The organism is Streptomyces europaeiscabiei (genome assembly GCF_001550375.1).
Classification (GTDB): domain Bacteria; phylum Actinomycetota; class Actinomycetes; order Streptomycetales; family Streptomycetaceae; genus Streptomyces; species Streptomyces europaeiscabiei.
The window spans coordinates 1-2,300 of sequence record NZ_LRTR01000035.1; the positions used below are offsets into that span (position 1 = coordinate 1).

The window sequence follows — 2,300 nt, forward strand, 5'->3', positions numbered from 1 at the left end:
CGGTGAGCGAGCCGCCGAGGGCGCCCAGGCGCTCCCGGCCGGCGGTCAGGCCGAGGCCCCGGTCGCGCGGCTTCGCCGTCGTCGCCGTCGTGTCGAAGCCCACGCCGTCGTCCCGTACTTCGACGGTGACTCTCGTGTCGTCACGGTGGTCGAGGGTGACCCAGACGTGCCGGGCGCGGGCGTGCTCACAGGCGTTGGCCAGCAGGCCCTGGGCGACGCGGAGCAGAGCGGTGGCCCGGTCGGCGCTCAGGTCGCCCGGCTCACCGTGCGTGCGGAACACCACCCGCGAGGGCGTGGCCGGGTTGCGGGCACAGAGGGTGCGCAGCGCGGTGGAGAGGTCGTCGTGCTCCAGGGCGGGCGGGGTGAGGTCGCTGATGATGGTGCGGGTCTCGGCGAGGTTGGCGCCGAGCGCGTCCACGACCGTACGGACCTGGGTCCTGGCGAGGTCGGGGCGGCGGTCCCAGTCGCGGTCGGCGGCCTGGAGGAGCATGCGGCTGCCGGCGAGTTCCTGGGCGAGCGTGTCGTGCAGATCGCGGGCGATCCTGGCGCGCTCCGCGAAACGGCCCGCCTCGCGCTGACCCCGCGCCAACTCGGCTCGGGTGCTGCGCAGTTCACTGAGGAGTCGCTGTTGCGTGCGGTAGAGGGCGACCGTCGCCCAGAGGGCGGCGGCCGGCGGAACGACCAGTTCGGGGTGGAGCGTGCCGGAGGTGCGGGCGATCAGGAGGACGAGCAGCACGGTGATCACGCCGACGACGGCGGCCGCCGTGCGGCCCGTGAACATGCGCAGGGCGAGGATCGCCAGGGGGAGCGCCAGCCAGGTGTAGGCGGTGGCGACCTGTGCGGGCATCTCCCAGGAGATCCAGCACCACAGCGTCAGCAGCGTGCCGAGCCAGAGGGGGCGGCCCCACCGCCCCAGCCGGTCCCAGAGGGCGAGCCCGCCCACGTACCCGACCGCCAACACCGTGATGAGCGGGACCAGTTCCCAGCACAGCGCCGAGTTGAGGTCGACGAGACGGACGACTCCGCCGACGACGACGGTCAGGAACAGCAGGTCGGGCAGCCGCCGCGGCGACAGCGAACCTCGGTGGACGAAGGCGGGGGCGGCGAAGGCGGGCACGGCGGCGATTCCCTCTGCGACGGTCCGGACGGGCACGGGGCTGGCGGGGCCAGCCGAGTGTAGTCAGTGACGCGTGTGACCGGAGTAAAGGAAGCGCCGTACCCGCCGTGACCGGCGGGGTGGTTACCGCCCGGGGTGCAGGCCCAGGAAGCCCGGCGTCGGGTCGCCCTTGACCTCGCCGAAGTAGAGGGCGAAGGTCTGCTTCCACCGCTCGACCTGGGCGCGGTCCTCCATGAACCGGGGGAAGCCGTCGAGGTGCGCGTTGCGGTACGTCCAGATGGGCTTCAGGCCGCCGGCGGGGGTGACGTCCGTGCGAACGGACCAGCCGTTGAAGGAGCCCTGCTGCCGTTCGGCGGACAGCGCCCAGTTGAGGTACAGCTTGGCGGCGGTCGGGTTGGCGGCCTTCCTGAGGATCGCGGCGCGCTGGCCCCAGGCCATGAAGGGGTGCCCGTCGGCCACGGCGAAGCGGGTCGCGGCGGTCGGGGGCGCGGTCAGCGAGCCGGCCCCGCCGACGCCGATGGCCTTCTGCCTGCCGTTGACCGCGACACCCGGGGTGTGCGAACCACGGTTGAACTGCGGCTGCTGGGCGGCGAACTCGGCGATCCAGTCCCAGCCGTACGCCTCCTGGTAGAGGGAGAAGAGGTAGAGCACCGCGTCGTCGTCGTGCGGGTAGGAGGAGGCGATGGCGTTTTTCCAGCGCGGGTCGACCAGCTCGTACGGCGACTTGGGCGCGTTCCCGGCGACGGCGTCGACGCCGTACATGTAACTGAAGGCGATGACCCCGACGGCCGTCCAGGCGCCCTGCGGGTCGCGGAAGTCCTTGTACAGCTTGGAGAACCCGGCGGGCCTGTACGGCAGCAGCTTGCCCTGGCTCTTCCAGCGGGTGAAGTCCTGCAGCGTCTGGAGCTGGACGACGTCGGGGACCAGGGTGTCGGTCGCGAGCTGGTTGTCGACGCGGACGTCGTGGTACTTGCTGTAGTCCACGACCATCGTCAGGTCGATGTCCGGGAAGCGGGTGCGGAACGCCTGGGCCGTGAAGTCCTGCTGGGTGGCGGTGTCGCCGCCCGCGTAGATGACGAGTCGGCCGCCCTCGGCGACCGCGGCGCGGTACAGCTCGTCGAGAGTGCGGGTCTCCTCGGACCCCGAGGCCGCCGTGCGGGAGCCCGACGCCGACCCGGCGGCG

Annotated in this window: 2 protein-coding genes; both read right to left on the minus strand. The window is 72.4% G+C overall.

Annotated features, from left to right (window positions below):
• A partial coding sequence (locus AWZ10_RS01235; protein WP_244172342.1) for a sensor histidine kinase occupies window positions 1–1,117 on the minus strand: 1,117 nt, incomplete at its 3' end.
• Window positions 1,118–1,240: 123 nt separating this feature from the next.
• Window positions 1,241–2,300: ABC transporter substrate-binding protein (locus AWZ10_RS01240; RefSeq protein ID WP_060890227.1), on the minus strand; the 1,060-nt coding region annotated here is incomplete at its 5' end.